The organism is Microbacterium sp. AG790, assembly GCF_003634765.1.
Lineage (GTDB): Bacteria > Actinomycetota > Actinomycetes > Actinomycetales > Microbacteriaceae > Microbacterium.
This window is the reverse complement of the sequence record NZ_RBWZ01000014.1, coordinates 42,607-66,368: the sequence shown is the minus strand read 5'-3', so window position 1 is coordinate 66,368 and position 23,762 is coordinate 42,607. Positions and strand designations below refer to the sequence as shown.

General features: G+C 69.7%; 23 protein-coding genes and 1 tRNA gene. 21 read left to right on the top strand and 3 right to left on the bottom strand.

From position 1 onward, the window contains the following. Positions 1-56 precede the first annotated feature (56 nt). The 13 genes from lepA to leuA all read left to right on the top strand — a co-directional run bounded on the left by lepA (position 57) and on the right by leuA (position 13,872). A complete protein-coding gene (gene lepA, locus DEU37_RS14535; protein ID WP_005049411.1) occupies positions 57-1,907 on the top strand; it encodes a translation elongation factor 4 in 1,851 nt (616 codons plus the stop codon). A 28-nt stretch (positions 1,908-1,935) separates the two neighbouring features. Then, positions 1,936-2,586, top strand: coding sequence for a DUF1990 family protein (locus DEU37_RS14530; protein ID WP_121191308.1), 651 nt, complete (start codon positions 1,936-1,938; stop codon positions 2,584-2,586). Continuing rightward, on the top strand, positions 2,586-3,803 hold the full coding sequence (hemW, locus tag DEU37_RS14525) for a radical SAM family heme chaperone HemW (RefSeq protein ID WP_121191307.1): 1,218 nt from the start codon (positions 2,586-2,588) through the stop codon (positions 3,801-3,803). The genes DEU37_RS14530 and hemW overlap by 1 nt, the downstream gene beginning before the upstream one ends. Positions 3,804-3,861: 58 nt before the next feature. After that, positions 3,862-4,899: a heat-inducible transcriptional repressor HrcA gene (gene hrcA, locus DEU37_RS14520; protein ID WP_121191306.1), complete on the top strand. Its 1,038-nt coding sequence runs from the start codon at positions 3,862-3,864 to the stop codon at positions 4,897-4,899. A gap of 52 nt (positions 4,900-4,951) precedes the next feature. Continuing rightward, positions 4,952-6,061 (top strand): molecular chaperone DnaJ, encoded by a 1,110-nt coding sequence (dnaJ, locus tag DEU37_RS14515; RefSeq protein ID WP_121191305.1) that lies wholly within the window; start codon positions 4,952-4,954, stop codon positions 6,059-6,061. 1 nt (position 6,062) lies between these two features. Next, complete coding sequence (locus DEU37_RS14510; protein ID WP_121191304.1) at positions 6,063-6,815, top strand: 16S rRNA (uracil(1498)-N(3))-methyltransferase; 753 nt, start codon at positions 6,063-6,065, stop codon at positions 6,813-6,815. A gap of 23 nt (positions 6,816-6,838) precedes the next feature. Further along, positions 6,839-7,186, top strand: coding sequence for an HIT domain-containing protein (locus tag DEU37_RS14505; RefSeq protein ID WP_036285009.1), 348 nt, complete (start codon positions 6,839-6,841; stop codon positions 7,184-7,186). After that, the gene (locus tag DEU37_RS14500) at positions 7,179-8,321 is read left to right on the top strand and encodes a PhoH family protein (RefSeq protein WP_121191303.1); all 1,143 of its coding nucleotides are present in this window, start codon (positions 7,179-7,181) and stop codon (positions 8,319-8,321) included. The genes DEU37_RS14505 and DEU37_RS14500 overlap by 8 nt, the downstream gene beginning before the upstream one ends. Continuing rightward, on the top strand, positions 8,318-8,785 hold the full coding sequence (ybeY, locus tag DEU37_RS14495; protein WP_005049422.1) for an rRNA maturation RNase YbeY: 468 nt from the start codon (positions 8,318-8,320) through the stop codon (positions 8,783-8,785). The genes DEU37_RS14500 and ybeY overlap by 4 nt, the downstream gene beginning before the upstream one ends. Next, on the top strand, positions 8,782-10,101 hold the full coding sequence (locus DEU37_RS14490) for a hemolysin family protein (protein WP_005049424.1): 1,320 nt from the start codon (positions 8,782-8,784) through the stop codon (positions 10,099-10,101). Before ybeY ends, DEU37_RS14490 begins: the two co-directional genes overlap by 4 nt. Continuing rightward, positions 10,098-11,000: a GTPase Era gene (gene era / locus DEU37_RS14485; protein ID WP_121191302.1), complete on the top strand. Its 903-nt coding sequence runs from the start codon at positions 10,098-10,100 to the stop codon at positions 10,998-11,000. Before DEU37_RS14490 ends, era begins: the two co-directional genes overlap by 4 nt. A gap of 1 nt (position 11,001) precedes the next feature. Beyond that, positions 11,002-11,949: an NADP-dependent oxidoreductase gene (locus DEU37_RS14480; protein WP_121191301.1), complete on the top strand. Its 948-nt coding sequence runs from the start codon at positions 11,002-11,004 to the stop codon at positions 11,947-11,949. Between the two features lie 162 nt (positions 11,950-12,111). Continuing rightward, positions 12,112-13,872, top strand: coding sequence for a 2-isopropylmalate synthase (gene leuA, locus DEU37_RS14475; RefSeq protein ID WP_121191300.1), 1,761 nt, complete (start codon positions 12,112-12,114; stop codon positions 13,870-13,872). A 93-nt stretch (positions 13,873-13,965) separates the two neighbouring features. Here leuA and DEU37_RS14470 read toward each other — a convergent pair whose 3' ends face one another. Next, entirely contained in the window at positions 13,966-14,652 is a 687-nt protein-coding gene (locus DEU37_RS14470; RefSeq protein WP_121191299.1) for a trimeric intracellular cation channel family protein, read from the bottom strand. A gap of 55 nt (positions 14,653-14,707) precedes the next feature. Here DEU37_RS14470 and recO point away from each other — a divergent pair, with 55 nt between their 5' ends. From recO to DEU37_RS14455, 3 genes are read left to right on the top strand one after another with little or no spacing between them, the layout of a single operon-like run. Further along, positions 14,708-15,436 (top strand): DNA repair protein RecO, encoded by a 729-nt coding sequence (recO, locus tag DEU37_RS14465; RefSeq protein ID WP_016465152.1) that lies wholly within the window; start codon positions 14,708-14,710, stop codon positions 15,434-15,436. Then, positions 15,433-16,248: an isoprenyl transferase gene (locus DEU37_RS14460; protein WP_121191298.1), complete on the top strand. Its 816-nt coding sequence runs from the start codon at positions 15,433-15,435 to the stop codon at positions 16,246-16,248. The genes recO and DEU37_RS14460 overlap by 4 nt, the downstream gene beginning before the upstream one ends. A gap of 29 nt (positions 16,249-16,277) precedes the next feature. Then, the gene (locus DEU37_RS14455; protein ID WP_121191297.1) at positions 16,278-16,943 is read left to right on the top strand and encodes a DsbA family protein; all 666 of its coding nucleotides are present in this window, start codon (positions 16,278-16,280) and stop codon (positions 16,941-16,943) included. Between the two features lie 167 nt (positions 16,944-17,110). Here DEU37_RS14455 and DEU37_RS14450 read toward each other — a convergent pair whose 3' ends face one another. Next, a complete protein-coding gene (locus tag DEU37_RS14450) occupies positions 17,111-17,614 on the bottom strand; it encodes a glutathione peroxidase (RefSeq protein WP_121191333.1) in 504 nt (167 codons plus the stop codon). 62 nt (positions 17,615-17,676) lie between these two features. Between DEU37_RS14450 and dusB the strand changes: the two genes are divergently transcribed. The 5 genes from dusB (at position 17,677) to DEU37_RS14425 (ending at position 23,101) form a co-directional block, all read left to right on the top strand. Continuing rightward, complete coding sequence (gene dusB, locus DEU37_RS14445; RefSeq protein WP_121191296.1) at positions 17,677-18,843, top strand: tRNA dihydrouridine synthase DusB; 1,167 nt, start codon at positions 17,677-17,679, stop codon at positions 18,841-18,843. Next, positions 18,833-20,221, top strand: coding sequence for a deoxyguanosinetriphosphate triphosphohydrolase (locus tag DEU37_RS14440; protein ID WP_121191295.1), 1,389 nt, complete (start codon positions 18,833-18,835; stop codon positions 20,219-20,221). The genes dusB and DEU37_RS14440 overlap by 11 nt, the downstream gene beginning before the upstream one ends. Further along, positions 20,221-22,116, top strand: a complete 1,896-nt coding sequence (gene dnaG / locus DEU37_RS14435; protein ID WP_121191294.1) for a DNA primase — start codon at positions 20,221-20,223, stop codon at positions 22,114-22,116. Before DEU37_RS14440 ends, dnaG begins: the two co-directional genes overlap by 1 nt. 68 nt (positions 22,117-22,184) lie before the next feature. Beyond that, on the top strand, positions 22,185-22,955 hold the full coding sequence (locus tag DEU37_RS14430; protein WP_121191293.1) for an ATP-binding cassette domain-containing protein: 771 nt from the start codon (positions 22,185-22,187) through the stop codon (positions 22,953-22,955). Between the two features lie 73 nt (positions 22,956-23,028). Continuing rightward, a tRNA-Asn gene (locus tag DEU37_RS14425) sits at positions 23,029-23,101 on the top strand. An 88-nt stretch (positions 23,102-23,189) separates the two neighbouring features. On the opposite strand, the gene def is transcribed toward DEU37_RS14425, so the two are convergent. Then, positions 23,190-23,756: a peptide deformylase gene (def, locus tag DEU37_RS14420; RefSeq protein ID WP_121191292.1), complete on the bottom strand. Its 567-nt coding sequence runs from the start codon at positions 23,754-23,756 to the stop codon at positions 23,190-23,192. Positions 23,757-23,762: the final 6 nt, after the last annotated feature.

Below are 23,762 nucleotides of genomic sequence, written 5' to 3'. Positions count from 1 at the left end.
TCCCGCGCGCAGCGGCGCGGGGGCGTCGCCGCAGACGCCGGTAGACTGCTCGGGACATGTCACCGCGCGCCCTGAAGCCTCTCGAGCCGTCTGCGACCCCTCCAGAGCTGATCCGCAATTTCTGCATCATCGCCCACATCGACCACGGCAAGTCCACGCTGGCCGACCGCATGCTGCAGATCACCGGCGTGGTCTCGGACCGCGATATGCGTGCGCAGTACCTCGACCGTATGGACATCGAGCGCGAGCGCGGCATCACGATCAAGTCGCAGGCCGTCCGCATGCCGTGGGCGACGACCGACGGCACCTTCGCACTGAACATGATCGACACGCCCGGCCATGTCGACTTCACGTACGAGGTCTCGCGCTCGCTCGCCGCCTGCGAGGGCGCCATCCTTCTCGTGGATGCCGCGCAGGGCATCGAGGCGCAGACCCTCGCGAACCTCTACCTGGCGCTGGAGAACGACCTCCAGATCATTCCGGTGCTCAACAAGATCGATCTGCCCGCCGCCGATCCGGAGAAGTACGCCGCGGAGCTTGCGAACCTCATCGGCGGCGACCCCGCCGACGTGCTGCGGGTCTCGGGCAAGACGGGCATGGGGGTGGAGGAGCTGCTCGACCGCATCGTCGAGCGCATCCCCGCGCCGGTCGGCGACGCCGACGCCCCGGCGCGCGCCATGATCTTCGACTCCGTCTACGACGCGTACCGCGGCGTCGTGACGTACGTCCGCATGGTCGACGGCAAACTCGAACCGCGCGAGCGCATCCAGATGATGTCCACGCGAGCGACCCACGACCTGCTCGAGATCGGTGTCTCCAGCCCCGAGCCGGTTCCCACCCGGGGCCTCGGCGTCGGCGAGGTGGGCTACCTCATCACCGGCGTGAAGGATGTGCGCCAGTCGAAGGTCGGCGACACGATCACCAACCACCGCAAGCCCGCGGGACAAGCGCTGGCCGGCTACACCGACCCCAAGCCGATGGTCTTCAGCGGCATCTACCCGATCGACGGCAGCGACTACGCCGATCTGCGTGAGGCGCTCGACAAGCTGAAGCTGTCGGACGCGTCACTCCAGTACGAGCCGGAGACCTCCGTCGCGCTGGGCTTCGGGTTCCGTTGCGGATTCCTGGGCCTGCTGCACCTCGAGATCATCACGGAGCGTCTGTCGCGCGAGTTCGGCCTCGACCTGATCACCACGGCCCCGTCAGTGACGTACGAGGTCACGACCGACACCGGCGAATCCGTCACGGTCACCAACCCGAGCGAGTACCCGGACGGCCGCGTCGCGAGCGTCTCGGAACCGGTCGTCAAGGTCGGCATCCTGCTGCCCAAGGACTACGTCGGCACGGTGATGGAGCTCTGCCAACAGCGCCGCGGAACGCTCCTCGGCATGGACTACCTCAGTGAGGACCGGGTCGAGCTGCGCTACAACATGCCGCTCGGCGAGATCGTCTTCGACTTCTTCGACCACCTGAAGTCCAAGACCCAGGGCTACGCGAGCCTCGACTACGAGCCTGCCGGATCCCAGGAGGCCGATCTCGTGAAGGTCGACATCCTGCTGCAAGGTGAGAAGGTCGACGCGTTCAGCTCGATCGTCCACCGGGAGAAGGCGTACGCGTACGGCACCCTCATGACCGAACGCCTGCGCAAACTCATCCCGCGCCAGCAGTTCGAGGTGCCCATCCAGGCCGCCATCGGCGCGCGGATCATCGCGCGCGAGAACATCCGCGCCATCCGCAAGGACGTGCTCGCCAAGTGCTACGGCGGCGACATCACCCGCAAGCGCAAACTGCTGGAGAAGCAGAAGGAGGGCAAGAAGCGCATGAAGATGGTCGGTCGCGTCGAGGTGCCTCAGGAGGCCTTCATCGCCGCGCTCTCCGGTGATGTCGAAGGCAAGGACAAGAAGTAAGCCGGACGCCCCGGTTAGGCTGGACATCATGCGTCGCGGAAGCTTTCAGGACGACACTGTCGACTACGCCGCCGTCGGCGCCACGCAGGCGCACGACCTCATGAGCTATCCGCCCGAGAGCAGCGTTCCGGCGGAGGATTCCTGGCTGCTCGGCAGCGGCCACGCCCGCTTCGAGTCGTCGGCCGACGCGCTGCTGTCGTGGACGGCGCTGCGCGGAGCGGGCCTCACGATCTCGGACGTGCGTCCGGCTGCCGGACCGATGTACACGGGCGTGGGCTACGACGTCGACGGCAATCCGATGGTCGCGAGTCGCCTGGACGCCGACCAGCGCTTCGACGCCGACGGGACCCCGTACGTGGCTGCGGGAACGACGGTGCGGGTGCGCGGACACGTCAAGGGCATGAACGCGGACGGCGAGCTGCGCGTCATCTACGCGATCGAAGAGCCCCGGCGCGTCGGCTTCGCTCTGGGGACGGTCGGCGACTCCGTCGTCAGCGGCGAGGAGTCGTTCGTCGTGACCTGGGCGGACAACGACGAAGTACGCTTCACGGTGCGTGCCTTCGACCGTCCCGTCGCCACGCTCTACCGCGTCGTTCCGGCGCTGGTGAAGCGACGCCGTCGTGAGCTGTTCCGCGGATACCTGCAAGCCATCTCTCCGCTGTACACGACGCCGGCCTGATGGGCTCCGCCCTCCCGCTCGGTGACCCCGCGCCGATCGACGGCGCGCTGCCGCCCGATATCTCGATCGACCCCGCCCGCGACTTCGGCGTCTACCTGCACGTGCCCTTCTGCCGGGTGCGCTGCGGCTACTGCGACTTCAACACCTACACCGCCACGGAGCTCCGGGGCGCGCGCCAGGACGCGTACGCCGACGAGGTTCTCCGCGAGATCGCGCTCTCACGGGGCGTGCTGTCGGCGCGGGGGCCCCTCCGCGCGGCATCCACCGTCTTCTTCGGCGGCGGCACGCCCACTCTGCTTCCCGCGGGAGATCTGGCGCGGATGCTCGACGGCATCCGCTCCGCCTTCGCGCTGGCCGCCGACGCCGAGGTCACCGTCGAGGCCAACCCCGACACGGTGACCGTCGCAATGGCACACGAGCTGGCGGAGGCCGGCGTGACCCGGCTGTCGATCGGCATGCAGTCGGCCGTGCCCCACGTGCTCGCCGCACTCGAGCGCACCCACGATCCGGCCGGCGTGCAGACGGCCGTCGACGCGGGGCGCTCGGCCGGCCTCGATGTGAGCGTCGATCTGATCTACGGCGCGCCGGGGGAGGCGTTGGACGACTGGCGTCGTTCGGTCGAGGCAGCTGTGGCGCTCGCACCCGACCACATCTCCGCGTACGCGCTCATCATCGAAGAGGGCACGAAGCTCGAGCGCCAGATCCGCCGCGGAGAGGTCGCCGCGCCGGACGACGACCTCCAGGCCGACATGTACGAGCTGGCCGACGAGGCGTTCGCATCGAACGGGTTCGGCTGGTACGAGGTGTCGAACTGGGCGACGGCGCCCCGTCACCGCTCCCGCCACAACCTCGCGTACTGGCGCGGCACCGACTGGTGGGGCTACGGCCCCGGCGCGCACAGCCACGTCGACGGCCTGCGGTGGTGGAACGTCAAACACCCCGCGGCGTATGCGCAGCGCCTTGCCGCCGGCACGTCGCCCGCGGCGGCGCGGGAGCGCCCCGATGCCGCTGCGCGGCGACTCGAGGACGTGCTCCTGCGGTCGCGGATCGCCGAGGGCATCGCGGTGTCCGAGCTGACCGAAGAGGGTCGTCACGCGATCGCGGCACTCATCGCCGACGGGCTCATCGACGGGTCCTCCGCCGTGCGCGGCCGCGTCGTCCTCACCCGCCGCGGCCGCCTGCTGGCGGATGCCGTGGTGCGCGCCCTCACCGCCTGACCGCGCGATCGCGGTAATATTGGCACTCGACGACCCTGAGTGCCAACAAGGAGGAGCGATGGTCTCGGAACGCGGCCTGCAGGTCCTCCGCGCGATCGTGCAGGACTACGTCGACACCCATGAGCCCGTCGGCAGCAAGGCGATCGTCGAACGTCACCAGTTCGGCGTGTCCGCGGCGACCATCCGCAACGACATGGCGCTCCTGGAGGACGAGGAGCTCATCGCCGCGCCGCACACGTCCTCCGGACGCGTACCCACCGACAAGGGCTACCGCGTGTTCGTCGACCATCTCGCCGACCTGCGGCCGTTGTCCACGGCGCAGCGCTCGGCGATCTCGTCGTTCCTCAGCGATCCGGGCGATCTCGACGAGCTCCTGATGCGCACCGTGCGCGCCCTCACGCAGCTCACCGGACAGGTCGCCATCGTGCAGTACCCGTCGTTCGCGCGCGCGAACGTCACGCACATCGAGTTCGTCCATCTGGGCGGCCCGCGCGTGGTGGTCATCGTCGTGACCGACACCGGGCGAGTCTCCCAGCGCGTGGCCTTCCTGGCCGAGGAGCTCACCGAGGATGCCGCCCGACAGGTCAAGACCGCGATCGCGCGGCTGGTCACGGGCAAGCCCGTCGGCGAGGCCGCGGCCGCCATCGAGGCTCTCTCGGCATCCGCTGCCGACGGCACCCGCATCGACGCCGCGTTGCGCACCGTCGCGCGCATCGTGGGCGAGGAGCTCGAGGACTTCCGGCAGGACCGGCTCGTGATGGCCGGAAGTGCGACCCTCGCGCGGCGCGAGGGCGACTTCCGCGGCAGCATCTACCCGCTGCTGGAGGCCATCGAGGAGCAGGTCACCCTGCTGCGTCTGATGGGCGAGATGGTCGCCGACGAGCACGGTCTCGCCGCGAGCATCGGTCGGGAGAACGAGCCCTTCGGACTCACGGAGGCCTCCATCCTCACGAGCGAGTACGACGCAACGGGCACCCGCGCCCGCGTCGGCCTCCTCGGCCCCACCCGCATGGATTACCCCACCAACCTCGCGGCGGTCCGCGCCGTCGCGCATTATCTGAGCCGACTGCTCGACGAGGACGACACGTCCCGCTGAGCGTCGCGCTCCCGAACACCGACCCGCGCCCGGCAGGGCAGGAAAGGCGATTGTGGCCGACCACTACGAAGTCCTGGGCGTGTCCCGCGATGCGAGCCCCGACGAGATCAAGAAGGCGTACCGGCGTCTCGCGCGCGAGCTGCACCCGGACGTCAACCCCGGAGCGGACGCGTCGGAGCGCTTCAAGCTCGTGACCCACGCGTACGACGTCCTCAGCGACCCGGAGCAGCGCCAACGCTATGACATGGGCGGCGACAGCTCGCCCTTCGGCGGAGGCGGCGCAGGCTTCGGCGGATTCGGCGACATCTTCGAAACGTTCTTCGGCGGCGGGGGAGCACGGGCCGGCCGACCGCGATCGCGGCGTGAGCGCGGCCAGGATGCGCTGGTGCGGGTGACGCTGGATCTCGGCGATGTCGTCTTCGGCACCCACCGTGACATCGACGTCGACACGGCGGTGCTGTGCGAGACCTGCGAGGGATCGTGCTGCCAGCCGGGCACCCAGCCGGCGACGTGCGACATCTGCCACGGTTCGGGTCAGGTGCAGCGCACCGTGCGCAGTCTTCTCGGCAACGTCATGACCTCGCAGCCCTGCACCACGTGCCAGGGCTACGGCACGACCATCCCGTACCCCTGCGCGACGTGCCAGGGACAGGGCCGCGTGCGCGCACGGCGGACGGTGTCGGTCGACATCCCCGGCGGCGTGGAGACGGGCCTGCGCCTCCAGCTGCCCGGCTCGGGCGAGGTCGGCCCGGCGGGCGGTCCGAACGGCGACCTCTACCTGGAGGTCACCGTCGCCACCCACGAGGTCTTCAGCCGTGAGGGCGACGACCTGCTCGCCACCCTCGAGGTCTCGATGCCCGACGCGATCCTCGGCACCCACACGACGATCTCCTCGCTCGACGGCGAGGTCGACCTCGAGGTGCGATCCGGCGTGCAGTCCGGCGACGTCCTGACGATCAAGGGCCGCGGCATCACGCCCCTGCGCGGCGGAACGCGCGGCGACCTCCGGGTCGGTGTGCAGGTCGTCACCCCGACGAAGCTCGACGCCAAGGAGCGCGCTCTCATCGAGGACTTCGCCAAGAAGACCAAGGCCCCGGCGCCCCGCCTGGCGCAGTTCCACCAGGGCATGTTCTCGAAGCTGCGCGACCGGTTCCGCGGCTGAGATGGCACTGCACTTCCTCGTCGACGAACCGCCGACCGACGGGCCCGCCGTCGCCGACGCGGCTCTGGGCGACGAGATCGTCATCACCGGCGCCGAGGCCCATCATGCGGCGGTCGTCCGCCGCGTCCGGGTCGGTGAGGAGGTCACCGTCGGCGATGGTGCGGGCGTCTGGCTCACGGGCATCGTCGCGGCATCCGCCCCCAAGCGCGTCGCAGTGACGGTGACCGGCCGCTCTGTCACCGAGGCGCCGACCCCACGTCTCGTTCTCGCCCAGGCGCTCGCGAAGGGCGACCGCGACGAGCTCGCCGTGCAGGCGGCGATCGAACTCGGCGTGGACGAGATCGTGCCGTGGCAGGGGGCGCGCAGCGTGTCGCGCTGGGGCGGCGACAAGGCCGTCAAAGGCGTCGCGCGTTGGCAGAGCATCGTCCGCGAGGCCGCGAAGCAGGCGCACCGCTCCTGGGTTCCGCGCGTGTCGACGCCGGTGTCCGTCGCCGGCCTCGCCGCACGTGCCGCACATGCCCGCGTGCTGGTCCTGGAGCCGACGGCGTCCGTGCCCCTCAGCACCCTGTCGCTGACCGATAGCGCGGAGGTCGTGCTCGTCGTCGGCCCCGAGGGCGGCATCGCTCCCGACGAACTCGACGCCCTGGCCGATGCCGGAGCCACCGCCGTCCGCCTCGGCGACACGGTGCTTCGCACCTCGACGGCCGGGCCGGCTGCCCTCGCCGTCGTCAACGCCCGCCTCGGCCGCTGGTGACGGGCGCTGACTACACTCGGAGTATGAGCGAACCGTCCATCTTCACGCGCATCCTGGAGGGCGAGATCCCGGCCGAGATCCTCGCCGAGACCGAGAACGTGTTCGCGATCCGCGATATCGCACCCCAAGCGCCCGTGCACCTGCTGATCATCCCGAAGAGTGCCGCCTACCGCGACGTCGTCGAGTTGGCCGCGTCCGATCCCGCCCTCATGAGCGAGATGATCGCACTCGCGAACACTCTGGCCGCCGAGCACGCAGACGGCGACTTCCGCCTGGTGTTCAACACGGGGCCGGGCGCCGGTCAGACGGTCTTCCACGTCCACGCGCATGTGCTGGCCGGGGGACTGGACGAGGGGAGCCTCGGTGGTTGATTCCGCCGACGACGCGAACGCGACCGAGCACGCGGTCGACCGGATTCTCGCGGACGGAGTGGCGATGGTCCAGTTGCTCGGACCGCAGGACCGACTGCTGCGCGTCGTGGAGCGCGAACACCCCGACGTGCAGGTGCACGTGCGCGGCAACGAGATCACTCTCACCGGCGCCGCCGCGTCCGTTGCGCGGGCCCGCGCACTCGTCGACGAGCTGATCGCGATGGCGCGCGCGGGTCAGGGCCTGGAGCCCTCCGACGTGCAGACCTCGAATCGCATCCTCCGGGCCGACACCGGCGAACGCCCGTCCGACGTCCTGGGCGAGGCGATCCTGAGTTCGCGTGGACGCACGATCCGCCCGAAGACCCTCGGTCAGAAGCGCTACGTCGACGCGATCGACGAGAACACGATCGTCTTCGGCATCGGTCCCGCCGGAACCGGAAAGACCTACCTCGCGATGGCGAAAGCCGTCCAGGCGCTGCAGCGCAAGGAGGTCGACCGCATCATCCTGACGCGGCCGGCGGTGGAAGCGGGGGAACGCTTGGGGTTTCTGCCCGGCACCCTGACCGACAAGATCGACCCGTACCTGCGGCCGCTCTATGACGCGCTGAACGAGATGATGGACCCGGAGATCGTCCCCAAGCTCATGGCGTCGGGCACGATCGAGGTCGCCCCGCTGGCGTACATGCGCGGACGCACGCTCAACAACTCGTTCGTCGTGCTCGACGAGGCCCAGAACACGACGCCCGAGCAGATGAAGATGTTCCTCACGCGTCTGGGCTTCGGCACCCGCATGGTCGTGACCGGTGACATCACCCAGGTCGACCTGCCGCAGGGAGCCTCGGGGCTGCGGCTCGTGACGCGCGTGCTGAAGGATATCGACGACATCCACTTCTCGCTGCTGACCAGCGAAGACGTGGTGCGCCACAGCCTCGTCGGCCGGATCGTCGATGCCTACAGCGTGTACGACGAGCAGCGCCTGGCCGCCCGCCGAGAACGAGACGAAGCCGCCGAGTTCGCCAATCGCACCGAGCGTCGCAGCGGTGTGCCGCGCTCCGGCGGACCGCGAGACCACCTGCCACCCCGGGACAGCCGGGGACACCACGGCCCCCACGGAACACAGCGAGGACGCTCATGACCATCGAGATCACCAATGAGTCCGGCGTCGACATCGACGAGACCGTGCTGCTGCGCCTGACCGAGAACAACCTCGCGGAGCTGCACGTCAGCCCGGATGCCGACGTCGCGATCCTCCTCGTCGACGAAGGCGCCATGGAAGCTCTTCACGTGCAGTGGATGGACGAGCCGGGCCCCACCGACGTACTCAGCTTTCCGATGGACGAGTTGCGACCGGGCACGCAGGAACAGCCCACGCCGCCGGGACTGCTCGGCGACATCGTGCTCTGCCCCCAGGTCGCCGAGACGCAGGCTCAGGCAGCCGGCCACACGACCGTCGACGAGCTGATCCTGCTGACCACGCACGGGCTGCTGCACCTGCTGGGCTTCGATCACGCCGAGCCCGAGGAGGAGCGCGAGATGTTCGGTCTGCAGCGCGACCTGATCGCCGCTTTCCACGTCTCGGAGCGTCGACGACGCGCATGACCGAGATCCTCCTGCTCATCGCGGCGGCCCTCCTGGTCGCGCTCGGCGGTCTGATGGCGGCGCTGGACGCGGCGCTGGGTGTCACCTCGCGCGCCGACCTCGCCGAGATGGCGACGTCAGGACGCAGCGCGACCGCTCTCGGGCGGATCGGCGCCGATCCCGAAGCCCACGGCAACGCCGTCGTGTTCATCAGGATCCTCGCCGAGACGACGGCGGCCGTCGTGGTGACGGTGGCCTTCACGATCGCGTTCGACAGCATCTGGTGGGCCATGCTCGCCGCCGCGGTGCTGATGACCGTGGTGTCGTTCGTCCTGGTCGGTGCAAGCCCCCGCGCCGTCGGGCGCCAGCACGCCCGCGGACTGCTCCAGGCGTGCGCCCCGCTCGTGCGCGGCGCGCGCATCGTGCTCGGCCCCCTCGCACACCTGCTCGTGCTCGTCGGCAACCGGGTGACGCCCGGCATCCACCGCGGCGCCTCGTTCGCGAGTGAGGAGCAACTGCTGAGCATGGTCGACGAGGCCGCTTCGCAGGACCTCATCGAAGAGGACGACCGCGAGCTCATCCACTCCGTGTTCGAGTTCACCGACACGTACGTGCGCGAGGTGATGGTTCCGCGCACCGACATGGTGACGATGGATGCCGCCGCCACGACGCAGCAGGCGATGCAGCTCTTCCTGGACAAGGGCGTGTCACGGGTTCCGGTCGCCGACGGCGAAGCCGACGACATCACCGGCGTCGTCTACCTCAAAGACCTCGTGCAGTTCGCGTTCCGCGATGAGACCGCATGGCGGGACGCCCCGGTCGCCCAGATCGCCCGGCCGGCGGTGTTCGTGCCCGAATCGATGAAAGCCGAGACGCTGCTGCAGCAGATGAAGCGCGATGCGGTGCACGTGTGCCTGGTGGTCGACGAGTACGGCGGCGTCTCGGGTCTCGTGACGCTCGAAGACCTGATCGAAGAGCTCGTCGGCGAGATCTCCGACGAGTACGATCCCCGCTCCAGCGAGATCGTCGAGTTGGGCGAGGGACGGTACCGCGTGAGCGCGCGCCTGGGCCTCGATGAAGTCGGCGAACTGTTCGGTCTCGAGCTCGAAGACGAGGACGTCGACTCGATCGGCGGCCTGCTCGGGAAGCTGCTCGGCCGTGTGCCCCTGCCCGGTGCGACCGCGGAGTACTCCGGGCTGCGCTTGACGGGAGGCGCCTCCCGCGGGCGCGGGCGGGGCCTCGCCACGGTGTTCGTCGAACCCACCCCCAGCCTGCTCGCCGTCGACGCCGCCTTCGGCGACGACAACCGCACCGACCGGGAGGATGCCCACCGATGAGTTCCAGCCCCCAGACCCGCTCCGGGTTCGTCACCTTCGTCGGCCGTCCCAACGTCGGCAAGTCGACGCTGACGAACGCCCTCGTCGGCGAGAAGGTGGCGATCACCTCCGACAAGCCGCAGACCACCCGGCGCGCGATCCGCGGCATCGTCAACCGCCCGGCCGGCCAGCTCGTGATCGTCGACACCCCCGGCATCCACAAGCCCCGGACGCTCCTCGGCCAGCGCCTGAACGACCTCGTGGAACAGGTGCTCGGCGACGTGGACGCGATCGGCTTCCTCGTGCCCGCCACGGAGAAGGTGGGTCCCGGCGACCGCCGCATCGCGGCATCCCTCGACGGATACCCGCGCGCGAAGAAGGTGGCCATCGTCACCAAGACCGACATCGCCTCCCGCGACGAGATCACCGAACGGCTGATGGAGGTCGACAGTCTGCGCGAGGACTGGGACGCGGTGATCCCGCTGTCGGCCGTCGCGGGCGAACAGCTCGACGTGCTCGCCGACGAGCTGCTCACGCTCATGCCGACCGGTCCCGCGCTCTATGAGGAGGGGATCGTCACCGACGAGTCGCTCGAGGACCGCATCGCCGAGATCATCCGCGAGGCGGCGCTGGAAGGCGTCCGCGACGAGCTGCCGCACTCGATCGCCGTCACGATCGACGACATCTCGCGCCGTGACGAGGGCGAGCTCACCGACATCTACGCGAACCTGGTCGTCGAGCGCGACAGCCAGAAGGCGATCATCATCGGCCACAAGGGCTCGCGGCTGGCCGCCGTCGGCGCGCGGGCGCGAGCGCAGATCGAGCCGCTCATCGGCACGAAGGTGTTCCTGAAGCTGCACGTGCGCGTCGCCAAGGAATGGCAGCGCGATCCCAAGCAGCTCGGAAGGCTGGGGTTCTGACATGACGCGGCGAACGGCGCGGCAGTGGCGGGCCGTACGGGCAGGCGGCCCCGAGGCGTGGGAGCTCGCGGAGGTCGCGGTTCCCGCCCCGACCCGCGGCGAAGTGACGCTCCGTGTGCGCGCAGCGGGCATGAACCCCGCCGATGCGAAGCATGTCGCCGCCGAGAACGGGCAGTCCTGGCCCGTGCCGATCGGCTACGAGGTGTCGGGCGAGATCACCGCGATCGGACCCGACACCGAGATCGGTTCGGGATCTGCCTCCGTCGGCGACGAGGTGGTGGCCTTCCGGGTGCAGGGCGGCTACGCGACGGAGATGACGGTGGATGCCGCGAAGGTGTTCCGCAAGCCGGAGCCGCTCAGCCACCCCGAAGCGGCGAATCTGCTGCTGACCGGCACCACCGCCGCGGAGATGCTGCACGTCGTCGCGGCGAAGCCGGGGGAGACGATCCTCCTGCACGGCGCGTCGGGGGCGGTGGGTGTGGCCGTGCTGCAGCTGGCGGCGCTGCGCGGCATCCACGTCATCGGGACGGCGGCGGAGAGTTCCTTCGAGCGAGTGCGCCACTTCGGCGGCGACCCCGTCGCGTACGGTCCGGGGCTGTTCGAGCGCGTGGTCGCGATCGCCGGTGACGTTCCGATCGTCGCGGCGCTGGATGCCGTGGGCACCGATGAGGCCGTCGACGTGTCGCTTGCGCTGGTGGCCGATCGCGGCCGGATCGTGACGATCGTCACGCCGTCGCGGGCGAACGCCGATGGGTTCCGCTGGATCGCCGGCGCCCTTCCGGCAAGCGCCCGCTTCCGTGACGAGGCGCGCGCGGGCCTCATCGCGGCGGCGAACGCCGGGACGCTCGCCGTCCCCGTGGCGCGCACCTTCCCGCTCGAGGACGCCCCCGCCGCGCTCGCGCTGCTGGCCGAGGGACATCCCGGGGGAGCCCTGGCGCTGATCCCGTGAGTTTCGTCGAGCTCGTCGCGCAGGTGTACGCTGTCCCCATGCGCGCGTTCGGCCTCCTTCTTAGCCGCCGCGACGAGACCTCGTTCTAGGGCCCTCCTCGTCGCGGAGCTTGTCATCGTCTGACACTCGGCCCGCACCATCTGACGAAGAGAAGCGAACCCCATGAAGAACATGCAGCAGCCTTCCGGCATGCCGACGCACAAGTACCGCCCGTTCCACGAGCAGATCCGCGTCGACCTGCCCGACCGCACGTGGCCCGACGCCCGCATCACGACCGCACCGCGCTGGTGCGCCGTCGACCTGCGCGATGGCAACCAAGCCCTCATCGACCCGATGAGCCCCGAGCGCAAGCGCATCATGTTCGAGCTGCTCGTGGGCATGGGCTACAAGGAGATCGAGGTCGGCTTCCCCTCGGCCAGCCAGACCGACTTCGACTTCGTGCGCCAGCTGATCGAAGAGAACCTGATCCCCGACGATGTGACCATCCAGGTGCTGACGCAGGCGCGCGAGCACCTGATCGAGCGCACGTACGAGGCGATCGCCGGCGCGAAGCAGGCGATCGTGCACCTCTACAACTCCACGAGCGTGCTGCAGCGCGAGGTCGTCTTCCGCAGCGACAAGCAGGGCATCATCGACATCGCGCTGAACGGCGCGCGCCTGTGCCGTGAGTTCGAGAAGCGCATCCCCGAGACCGCGGTGTACTACGAGTACTCACCCGAGTCCTACACCGGCACGGAGCTGGAGTTCGCGGTCGACATCTGCAACCAGGTGATCGAGATCTTCGAGCCGACCCCGGAGCGCAAGGTCATCATCAACCTGCCGGCGACCGTCGAGATGGCCACGCCCAACGTGTATGCCGACTCGATCGAGTGGATGGGCCGTCACCTCGCCCACCGCGAGAACGTCATCATCTCGCTGCACCCCCACAACGACCGCGGCACGGCCATCGCCGCCGCCGAGCTCGGCTACATGGCCGGAGCGGACCGCATCGAGGGTTGCCTGTTCGGAAACGGAGAGCGCACCGGCAACGTCGACCTGGTAGCCCTGGGCATCAACATGCTGACGCAGGGCATCGACCCGCAGATCGACTTCAGCGACATCGACCAGGTCAAGCGCACCGCCGAGTACTGCAATCAGCTGCCCGTGCCCGAGCGCAGCCCCTGGGCGGGCGACCTCGTGTTCACCGCGTTCAGCGGGTCGCACCAAGACGCGATCAAGAAGGGCTTCGAGTCGATGGAGGCGCGGGCCGCGGCATCCGGGGTCACCGTCGACGACATCGAGTGGGCCGTGCCCTACCTGCCGATCGACCCGAAGGATCTCGGTCGCTCGTACGAGGCCGTCATCCGCGTCAACTCGCAGTCCGGCAAGGGCGGTGTCGCGTACCTGCTGAAGACGGATCACGCGCTGGACCTGCCCCGCAAACTCCAGATCGAATTCTCCGGCGTCGTGCAGGCCAAGACGGATGCCGAGGGCGGCGAGGTCTCCAGCGACCAGATCTGGGACATCTTCACCGACGAGTATCTGCCGGCGCGCAACGCGGACGAGAAGTGGGGCCGTTTCGAGCTGCTGTCCACGCGGACGCAGAGCGACATGTCCGGCGAGGTGTCGCTGGAGGTCACCCTCCGCGACGGCGAGGAGACGATCGCGACCCGCGGCGTCGGCAACGGTCCCGTCTCGGCGTTCCTGGAGATCGTACGGACGCAGGGTTTCGACGTGACGCTCTACGACTACGTCGAGCACACGCTCAGCGCCGGCGGCGACGCGCAGGCCGCGTCTTACGTCGAACTGCAGGTCGACGGTGAGCGGCTGTGGGGCGTCGGTATCGACGGCGACATCTCGACAGCGTCGCTGAAGGCGATCGTCTCCTGCGTCAACCGCGCGATCCGCACGCGCGAGCGCTCCGGCTCGCTCGCCGCCGTCTGACGCCGCGTTTCGACTCGTCGCTGCGCTGCGCGCTCAACGACCGGGAGGCCTCTCAGCCCCGGTCGTTGAGCGCGCGCGGCGCGTCGAAACGACTCAGGAGCGGATGATCGGGATCGCACTGGTCTCGACGGCGACCTTGCGCCGATACAGTGCACGCTGCTCGGGCAGCGAGATGTCGAAGATCACCGCGAGCAGCCGGATGACGGTCGTCACCACCACCGAGGCGATCGCGGCCGCGACCAGCGGCGCGCCGACCGCGTGCGCGAAGGCGAGCAGCGCGCAGCCGACCGCGGCGGCGACCGCGTACAGGGAGCCGACATGCATGATCGCCACCGGCAGGCCCATGATCACGTCGCGAAGGATGCCGCCGCCCACCGCCGCGCAGACGCCGACGAACACCGCGGGCACCGGGGGAAGGCCGAGCGCCAACGCTTTGGACGTGCCGAAGGCGCCGAACAGGCCGATGACCACCGCGTCGAGGGCGACGATCACCGCGTTGAGGCGCTCGAAGATGTTGGCCAGCAGCATGCCCACCAACGCCGCCGCGACGGCGGTGATGAGGTACCAGTTGCTCTTGAGCGTCGCGGGCTCGACGTTCAGCAGCAGGTCGCGGATGATGCCGCCGCCCATGCCCATCACGGTGCCGACGATGACGACGCCGAGCAGGTCGAGCCGGCGCTGTCCGACGAAGCCCGACGAGAACAGCGCCCCCTGCACGCCGCCGAGGCCCACGGCGAGGAGGTCGGCCCAGAGGGGGATCACGAACAGCTGCTGCGTCACCTGACCATTGTCTCCAATGCGGCCCGATGTCGGCACCGGCGGGGATAATCGAGGAGTGCCCACCTACCGCGACGAGGTCGTGGTCCTGCGGACCCACAAGCTGGGCGAAGCGGACCGCATCGTGACGATGCTCAGCCGTCGCCACGGCAAGGTGCGTGCTGTCGCGAAGGGCGTGCGCCGCACATCGTCGAAGTTCGGAGCCCGCCTCGAGCCGTTCATGGTCGCCGACGTCCAGCTCTACCAGGGCCGCTCGCTCGACATCGTGCAGCAGGCCGAGTCGCTCGGCTCCTACGGCGCCGCGATCGTGGCCGACTACGACCTCTACACGGCGGCGCATGCCATGGTCGAGACCGCCGACCGGCTCAACGAAGCCGAAGCCACCCCCCAGCAGTACCTGCTTCTGGTGGGAGGGCTGCGCACCCTGGCGCAGGGCGGCCGGGCGTCTCGTTCCGTGCTCGACTCGTACCTCCTGCGGGCGATGTCGCTGTCGGGCTGGGCCCCGGCGCTGTTCGACTGCGCCCGGTGCGGAGCCGCCGGTCCGCACGACTGGTTCGTGGCGCAGCTGGGCGGCGTCGTGTGCGGCGACTGCGCCCCGGCCGGCTCCGCGCGGTTGCGACCCGAGACCGGTGCGCTGCTGCGCGCGCTGATCGCGGGAGAATGGGACGTCGTGGATGCCGCGACCCACGCCGCCACCGCCTCGGCATCCGGCCTGGTCGCCGCCTACGCGCAGTGGCACCTCGAGCGCGGCATCCGATCCCTGTCCCACGTGGAGAGCACCCGTTGAGCCCCAAGCCCTACACACACCGCGATGCCGTGCCGTACCGCCCCCTCGATTGGACCGGCATCCACCCGCCCCGCTTTCCCAAGGGCGGTGTGCCCCATCACGTCGCGATCGTGATGGACGGCAACGGCCGGTGGGCCAACCGCCGGGGACTCACGCGCATCGAAGGACACCGGGCGGGGGAGGAAGTGCTCCTGGACGTCGTCGCGGGAGCGATCCAGGCGGGCGTGAAACACCTCAGCGTCTACGCCTTCTCGACCGAGAACTGGGCCCGCTCGCCCGAGGAAGTGCGCTTTCTCATGGGCTACAACCGCGACGTACTGCACCGCCGACGCGACCAGCTCAACGAATGGGGCGTCCGCATCCGGTGGGCCGGACGCAAGCCGCGCCTGTGGGGATCGGTCATCAAGGAACTGCAGTACGCCGAGCAGCTCACCGCCGGCAACGACACGCTCACGCTGACGATGTGCATCAACTACGGCGGCCGTCACGAGATCGTCGACGCCATGCGGGCGATGGGCGAGCAGATCGCCGCCGGACGGCTGAAGCCGTCGGCGATCACGGAGAAGACGCTGCGCAGGCATCTCTACGTGCCCGACATGCCCGACGTCGACCTCTTCCTGCGTTCCAGCGGCGAGCAGCGCACCTCCAACTTCCTGCTGTGGGAGTCCGCCTACGCGGAGATGGTGTTCCTCGACACGCTGTGGCCCGACTTCTCGCGTACCGACCTCTGGGGCGCGATCGAGCTGTACCTCGGGCGCAGCCGCCGCTTCGGTGGAGCCGTCGACGCGCCGACGGCCGATTCCGCGGAATAGACCCGCGCACGAGAGAGGTTGCACCAGGCATGACAGACAAGATCACGATCGACGTGTGGAGTGACATCGCCTGCCCGTGGTGCTACATCGGCAAGCGCAACCTCGAGGCCGGCCTCGCACAGACGGCGGCCGACCCCGACGCCCCGCAGGTCGAAGTGACCTTCCACTCCTTCGAGCTTTCGCCGGACACACCGGTCGACTTCGAGGGCGATGAACTGGACTTCCTCGCCGGACACAAGGGGATGCCGCGGGAGCGCGTCCGCGAGATGCTCGACCAGGTCACCGGTGTGGCCGCCGGGTCGGGGCTGGAGTACCGCTTCGACCTGCTGCAGCACACCAACACGGTGAAGGCGCACGAACTGCTGCACTTCGCCAAGGCACAGGGCCGTCAGAACGATATGGCCGAGCGGCTCATGTCGGCCTACTTCACCGAGGGCAAGCACGTCGGGCGCATCGACGATCTCGTCGCCCTCGCCGCCGAGGTCGGCTTCGACGCCGATGAGGTGCGCGATGCCCTCGAGTCGAGCCGGCATCTCGCCGATGTGCGCGCCGACCAGGCGCAGGCGCAGGCCTACGGCATCCAAGGCGTGCCGTTCTTCGTGATCGACGGCAAGTACGGCGTCAGCGGAGCGCAGCCCGCCGATGCGTTCGCGCAGATCACCCGCCAGGTGTGGACGGAGAAGCAGGACGCCTGACGCCGGGTTCCTCCCGGTCGTTGAGCGAGCGCAGCGAGTCGAAACGCCCGGCCCGCGTCGGACGACGTTTGGACTCGTCGCTGCGCTCCTCGCTCAACGACCGGAGGACTCGGCTCCACCCGGTCGTTGAGCGAGCGCAGCGAGTCGAAACGCCCGCACGCGGGGGCTCAGGCGGGCAGGCTCGACTCGATCGCCGCGATGACCTCGGGGGCGTCAGGCTTGGTCTGCGGCCGGAAGCGGTGCACCTCACCCGACGGGGTCACCAGGAACTTCTCGAAGTTCCACATGACCGGCCCCTTCGCGCCCTCGACGTTCTTGGCCTTCTTGAGCGCCTTGTACAGCGGCGCCGCGTGGGAGCCGTTCACGCGGACCTTGTCCATGATCGGGAAGCTCACACCCCAGGTCACCGAGCAGTACTCGAGGATCTCCTCCATCGAGCCGGGCTCCTGACCCATGAACTGGTTGCACGGGAATCCGACGACCTGCAGACCCCGCTCGCCGTAGGTGCGCTGCAGTTCCTCGAGCTGCTCGTACTGGGGCGCGAGACCGCACTTGGAGGCGACGTTCACGACGAGAACGGCCTTGTCGCCGAACTCGGAAAGGGTGTGCTCGGCGCCCGTCGCGTCGGTGTAGGGGATCTCGCGGACATCCGCAGTCTGTGTCTCGGCCATGTTGTCCACGATACGACCGCCGACCGCCTCGACGGCCGCGCGAGTCTGGGAGAATGGACAGGATGTCCCTCTCCGTCTCCACCGGCCCCGCGCTGCGTATCGGTCCCATCGCGCTCGACGCGCCGGTGGTCCTCGCGCCGATGGCCGGAATCACCAATACGGCGTTCCGCCGGCTCTGCCGCGAGTACGGCGCAGGGCTCTACGTGTCCGAGATGATCACGACGCGCGCCCTCGTCGAACGCAACGCGACGACCATGCGACTCATCACGCACCACGAGTCCGAGACGCCGCGATCGATCCAGCTCTACGGCGTCGACCCGTCTACGACCGAGGCGGCCGTCCGCCTGCTCGTGGAGGAGGACCGCGCCGACCACATCGACCTCAACTTCGGCTGTCCCGTCCCGAAGGTGACCCGCAAGGGCGGGGGAGCGGCACTGCCCTGGAAGCTGGGTCTGTTCCGCGAGATCGTCACCCGCGCCGCACGTGCCGCCGGCGACGTGCCGCTCACGGTGAAGATGCGCAAGGGCATCGATTCCGACCACCTCACCTTCCTCGACGCGGGGCGCATCGCGGAGGATGCCGGTGTGGCCGCCCTCGCATTGCACGCTCGGACGGCCGCCGAGTTCTACTCCGGCCAGGCCGACTGGGCGGCGATCGCCGAGCTCAAGCGGGCCGTGACCAGCATTCCGGTGCTGGGCAACGGCGACATCTGGTCGGCGGACGACGCCGCGCGGATGATGGCCGAGACCGGGTGCGACGGCGTCGTGGTCGGTCGCGGCTGCCTCGGGCGTCCCTGGCTGTTCGGCGATCTCGCCCGCGGTCTCGGCGGCCCCGCTGCCGCGGCCGCAGCGCCCGTGGACGCGACACTCGGTTTCGTCGCCGCCGCCTTCCGGCGCCACGCGGAGCTGCTCGTCGAGTTCTTCGAGGACGAGGGCCGCGGATGCCGCGACATCCGCAAGCACGTCGCCTGGTACTTCAAGGGCTATCCGGTCGGCGGTGAGACGCGGGCACAGCTGGCGACCGTGTCGACCCTCGCCGAGATCGACGATCTGCTGGCGACGCTGGACCTCGACGCACCGTACCCCGGTGCAGCCGCCGAGGGCCAGCGCGGGCGTGCCGGCACGCCGAAGCGGCCGGCGTTGCCCGACGGCTGGCTGCAGAGCCGCGAGATGACCGGCGACGCGGCACGCGCCCTCGCCGACGCGGAGGTCGACACCAGTGGCGGGTGACGCGAGCGGTGTGGCCATCGCCTCGGGCCGCCCCTCCGGATACGACGACCACGACGCCGAACGCTTCATCCCCGAGCGGCACCGCTCACAGCGCGACGGGTTCGCCCGTGACCGGGCTCGCGTGCTGCATTCCGCGGCTCTGCGCCGTCTCGCGGCGAAGACGCAGGTGCTCAGCCCCGCCAGCCCCGCCGACTTCGCCCGTAACCGTCTCACGCACTCGCTGGAGGTCGCGCAGGTCGGTCGGGAGCTGGCGATCGCGCTCGAGCTGTCGCCGGACGTGGTCGACACCGCGTGTCTGAGCCACGACATCGGGCATCCGCCGTTCGGCCACAACGGCGAACGCGCACTGAACGACTGGGCTGAGGACATCGGAGGGTTCGAGGGCAACGCCCAGACCCTCCGGATCCTCTCCCGCCTCGAACCGAAGGTGCTCGACGCCGAGGGTCGCAGCGCAGGGCTCAACCTGACCCGTGCGAGCCTCGACGCGACATGCAAGTACCCCTGGACCGTCGAGCATGGCGTTCCCGACCCCGGCGGGCGCGAGAAGTTCGGCGTCTATCCCGAGGACGAGGCCGTCTTCCGTTGGATGCGACACGGGGCGCCGGGTCGCGTCCGCTGCATCGAGGCCGAGGTCATGGATCTCTCCGATGACATCGCCTACTCGGTGCACGACTTCGAGGACGCCGTGCTCAACGGCTACCTCGATCCCGCGCGGCTCGCGGACGTGCGGGAGCACGAGGCGCTGCTGACCGCCATCCAGGCCTGGGTGGGCTTCGGATTCACCCGCGACGAGCTCGCGGACGCGCTGTACCGACTCACGCGGATTCCCGAGTGGCTGCCCGGCTTCGACGGGTCGCGCGCGGCGCTGGCGGGGCTCAAGAACCTGACCTCCGACCTCATCGGTCGCTTCGCACGCGCGGCGACGACGGCGACCCGGGAGCACTACTCGACCCCCGTCCTCACCCGGTATCACGGACGCGTCATCGTGCCGCGCGTCATCGAGGCCGAGATGGCGGTGCTCAAGGGCATCATCGGAGCGTTCGTCGTGACGATCGACGGCCGGCGCGGCCTGTACAAGGAGCAGCGCCGGGTGCTCAAGCGTCTCGCGACGGCGCTGTGGGAACGCCCCGAGCACCTCGACCGCCTGCACGCGGAGGATTTCGCCGCGGCATCCACCGACACCGCGCGCAAGCGCGTGATCGTCGACCAGGTCGCGAGTTTCACCGACCGCTTCGCGATCGAATGGCACGCGCGTCTGATCGGGCCCGTCGATCTGCGCGAGCTGGGCCTGCGCTCCGGCGACGGCCGCACGATCGCCCCCAGCGGCTTCGCCCTGCCGGAGCCCATCGCAGGGCTCTGGCCCGCCGAGGGGCACTGATGGCGCGTATCCGGCAGTCGGACGTCGACGAGGTCAAGGCCCGCATCAACATCGGCGACATCGTCGGCGAGCGGGTTGCGCTGAAGTCCGCCGGTGTCGGATCGCTCAAGGGGCTCTGTCCCTTCCACGACGAGCGCAGTCCCAGCTTCCACGTGCGCCCGCAGGTCGGCTATTACCACTGCTTCGGGTGCGGCGAGTCGGGCGACGTCTACTCGTTCCTGCGGGCGATGGACCATCTCTCCTTCACCGAAGCGGTCGAGCGCCTCGCGGCGCGCATCGGATACACGCTGCACTACGAGGACGGCGGAGCGGCCCCCGAGACGAGCGGGCGCACGCGGTTGTACCAGGCGAACGCGGCCGCCGCCGAGTGGTTCCGCGGCCAGCTCTCATCGCCGGAGGCCGACGCCGGGCGGCGCTTCCTCGGTGAGCGCGGATTCGACGCCGGCGCCGCGGCGCACTTCGGCGTGGGGTACGCGCCGAAGGGCTGGGACCACCTGCGCGACGCGATGCGCGCCCAGGGATTCAGCGATGAGGAGCTGTCGGCCGCGGGACTCGTGTCGCAGGGTCAGCGCGGCGTCTACGACCGCTTCCGGGGACGCGTCGTCTGGCCCATCCGCGACGTCACCGGACAGACCATCGGCTTCGGCGCACGACGCCTGTACGAGGACGACAAGGGCCCGAAGTACCTCAACACCCCCGAGACCACGATCTACAAGAAGGCGCAGGTGCTCTACGGCCTGGACCTCGCGAAGAAGGACGTGTCGCGCTCGCACCGCGTCGTCGTCGTCGAGGGCTACACCGACGTCATGGCGTGCCATCTCGCCGGCGTCACGACGGCTGTGGCCACCTGTGGCACCGCCTTCGGCTCGGATCACATCACCGTGCTGCGCCGCGTCATGGGCGACGACACGGCGGCGGGCGAGGTCGTGTTCACCTTCGACCCGGATGCCGCGGGCCAGAAAGCGGCGCTGCGCGCCTTCGCCGATGCCAAGCGCTTCAACGCGCAGACCTACGTCGCCACCGGACCGCAGGGGCTGGACCCCTGCGATCTGCGGTTGGAACGCGGGGACGCGGCGGTGCGTGCCATGCTCGAGACCAAGGTGCCGATGTTCGAGTTCGTCATCGATCAGCGTCTTTCGGGGTTCGACCTCGCGAGCGTCGAGGGTCGTGTCGGGGCGTTGCGGGCCGCTGCACCCGTCGTGGGGGAGCTGCGCGACCCGCTGCTGCAGCCGGAGTACACGCGAGTGCTGGCCCGCCGTCTCGGCATGGACACCGAGGATGTCCGCCGCGAGGTCGACCGCGCCGCGCGAGACAGCGCACGCCGCGAGGGCGACGCACACCGCCCCACGTCGACCGCGTCCGCGAACTCCTCGAGCTCCGACGGGACCGCGCCCACACCCGTGGTCGACGAACCCGCACTCCGGATGAACCTGCGCACACTCCCACGCACCGCCGACGCAACGCTCGAGCGCGATGCCCTCATGGGTGTGCTGCAGTACGGTCACCTCGTCGACGGCGAGGAGGTGGATGCCGCCCTCGCGCTGCCCATGCAGATTCCCGCCCTCGACGCGGTGCGCCAGTCCCTCCTGGCGCAGGGCGACCGCAGACGCATCGGCTGGGCGTCGACGGCGGTGGAGTCCGTGCGCGAACCGTATCGCTCGCTCGCCGTGGAACTGCTGACCGCGGACTTCCCCGCACTGACCGAGGCAGAGGCAGCGGCCTATACGCGCGGGCTGGCACGCAAGCTGCGCCTGCGCGCGGTCGACCGGGAGAAGAACGAGTTGCTCGGCACGATCCAGCGGCTTCCCCCCGATTCGGAGCAGGGTCGGGCGGTGCGGCTGGCGCTGCGCGAGCTGGATGCGCGCCGGCGCGCTCTGACCGAGGCTCCGCTCTGACCGGGTGGCGCGGCCGCACGCGCACGGGCGCGGTGGCGCGCGCGGGCGAGAGCAGGCAGGATGAGCGCATGCCGCGTCGTGCCCCCACCGACAATCCTGCCGCTCTTCGCTGCGACGACCTGTCGATCGCGCGCGCCGGAGTGCGCGTCGTCGAAGGAGTCAGCTTCCGGGTCGACCCGGGCCGCGCGCTGGCGGTGATGGGCACGACCGGGTCAGGCAAGTCCACGCTTGCGGCCCTGCTCGCCGGCGCGGACGACGACTCGCTCGCGGTCGTCGGCGGCGACGCCTGGGTCGACGGCACGGCCATCCGGCGCAGGGGACGCGCTGCACGCGTGCGCGCCTACTACACCGGGTATGTCCCGCAGCGCGCAGGAGCCGGGCTTCCGGCACGGCTGACCGTCGGCGACGTCATCGGCGAGCCGATCACGAGCCGAGATCGCCGCGTCAATCAGAGAGCCTTGGCCGTCCGGGTCGCCGGGCTGCTGGACGAGTTCGAGCTTCCCCTCGGGGCGGCCACCCGGTACCCCTACGAGCTGAGTTCAGGCATGCGACAGCGCGTCGCGATCGCGCGCGCACTCGTACTGCAACCACGGGTCTTCATCGGCGACGACCCGTACGCCAACCTCGACGTCGAGGTGAGACAAGCCGCGCGCGATGCGCTGCTGCGTCGGCGCGACGAGGACGGCATGGCGATCCTGATGGTCACCAACGACGCCGAGGCCGTGCGGGAGTTGGACGGCGATGTGCTGGTGCTGCGGGCCGGCCTGCCCGTGGGGTACGGGCACGGCACGACCGATCTGCTGTGGACACCCGACGGCGGCACCCGCATGGTCTCGTGAAAACGTGCCACGTGTCACGAGCACACCTCGACGTTTGCTAATATGGACGGGTTGCCCGCTCGCGGGTGATTGATCCTCGGTAGCTCAATTGGCAGAGCAGCCGGCTGTTAACCGGCAGGTTCTTGGTTCGAGTCCAAGCCGGGGAGCGAACGGCCCCAGACTCCACTCTGGGGCCGTTTTCGTTGCCCGGCGCGAGGCTTCAGACTGGACAGCTCGCGCAGCGTCGATCGAAGATCAGGCGTCGAGATCGTCGATTCCCGGCGTCCAGGACGCCCCCGGACGACCCCAGCCGCGCTTGCGGGCGATCTTCTGGACGGTCTTCCAGTCGCCGTCGTCCAGGCGGTCCACATAAAGGATGCCGTCGAGGTGGTCGAACTCGTGCTGCATGATGCGCGCGCGCCAGCCATCGACCCGGATGCGGATCGGCTCACCGTCGAGATCGATGCCGGTGACCAGGACCTCGTCGGAGCGGCGCAACGCGAAGCGCTCGCCCGGGAACGACAGGCACCCCTCCGACTCGTCGTCCGGGTCGGGTGCCCCGGGCACCGACGGACGCATCCACAGTTCTGGGTTGAGGATGACTCCGCGCCAGGGCTGCCCGTCATCGTCTTGGTAGCTGTACGTGTAGATGCGCAGGCCCACCCCTACCTGGGGGGCCGCGAGACCGACGCCGGGGGCGGCATCCATCGTCTCGAACATGTCGGCGACCAGTGTGCGGATCTCATCGGTGATTTCGGAGACGGGGTCGGCGGGGGAGTGCAGGACGGGATCGCCCATGATGCGAATCGGAAGAACAGCCACGTCCTG